Annotated in this window: 2 protein-coding genes; one reads left to right on the plus strand and one right to left on the minus strand. The window is 46.0% G+C overall.

What is annotated here, in order from left to right; all coding sequences use genetic code 11:
- Positions 1-403, plus strand: a 403-nt coding sequence (locus GY683_RS02460) for a peptidoglycan-binding protein (protein ID WP_297287234.1), incomplete at its 5' end; no start/stop codon positions are given.
- Positions 404-467: 64 nt separating this feature from the next.
- On the opposite strand, the gene GY683_RS02465 is transcribed toward GY683_RS02460, so the two are convergent.
- On the minus strand, positions 468-1,132 hold a 665-nt coding region (locus GY683_RS02465), incomplete at its 5' end, for a transaldolase family protein (RefSeq protein ID WP_297287235.1).

Below are 1,132 nucleotides of genomic sequence, written 5' to 3' on the forward strand. Positions count from 1 at the left end.
CCTTACTTCAGCAAGTGGTGAATATTTCGGCGGTCAATATCTATCAGAACTATGGCTGACTGAAGGTAAAAATGGACCTGCGCTGCTATTAACGCCGAACTTCGATGTCATCAAAGTCTATAACAATTCATCAAGCTATGCGCTAGGTGTTTCATTACTGGCGAAACGCATTGGCGGTGGCAGTGGACTGGTGGCGTCATGGCCAACTTATGAAGAGCCGCTGTCTCGCACCCAAATCCAAACCCTGCAAAGAAACCTAACCGCTCAAGGTTTTGATACTGGCGGTGTTGATGGTGTGGCAGGTTCTAATACGCGCCGCGCTTTTGCCAAATGGCAGTCGGCCAATGGGCAAGTTCCTGATGGATTCATCAGCCAGAACACCGCGCGTAATTTAATCTGGTAAATTAAGCCTCTCAATTATCCACAAAAAAACCGTGCTAAATAGCACGGTTTTTCTTTGGCATAAATTAAGCTTGGCTTAGATGATTTGCCAGCGTTTCACGTGCTTGGATAAATCCGTCAATGCCTTTGATTAACAAGGTATTCAAAGGTTCGTTGTCTTGCATGGCACGAAATTCTGCTTCGGTCAATGGCGCTGGCTTTGACAGAACGTCGCCTTGATAATCAAGTGCCTTGGGAACGGGGAGGCTGCTATTAGCCATCTCATCAAGCAGTGCAGGCGAGATGGTGAGTAGGTCGCAGCCTGCCAAGGCGATCAACTGATGGATGTTTCTAAAGCTTGCACCCATCACTTCTGTACGATAGCCATGTTTTTTATAGGATTCGTAGATGCTTTTGACGGAATTAACGCCCATGTCGTCTTCAATGGCAATGTCATTGACGCCTTCTTGAGCTTTTTGAAAATCGGTAATACGACCCACAAAAGGTGAGATGAGCGTGACATTGGCATCTGCACAAGCGCGCGCTTGAGCTTCGGTAAATAGCAGGGTTAGATTGCAAGCGATGCCTTGTTTTTCTAGGATTTCGGCGGCTTTGATGCCTTCCCAAGTCGCAGCTATTTTGATTAGGATTTTGGATTTATCAACGCCCAATTCTTCATATAATTTAATGAATTCCAAAGCTTTATCGACAGTGCCTTGGGTATCAAAGGACAGTCTGGCATCCACTTCAG

Origin of the sequence: Moraxella sp. (assembly GCF_024227015.1) — a bacterium.
Lineage (GTDB): Bacteria > Pseudomonadota > Gammaproteobacteria > Pseudomonadales > Moraxellaceae > Moraxella.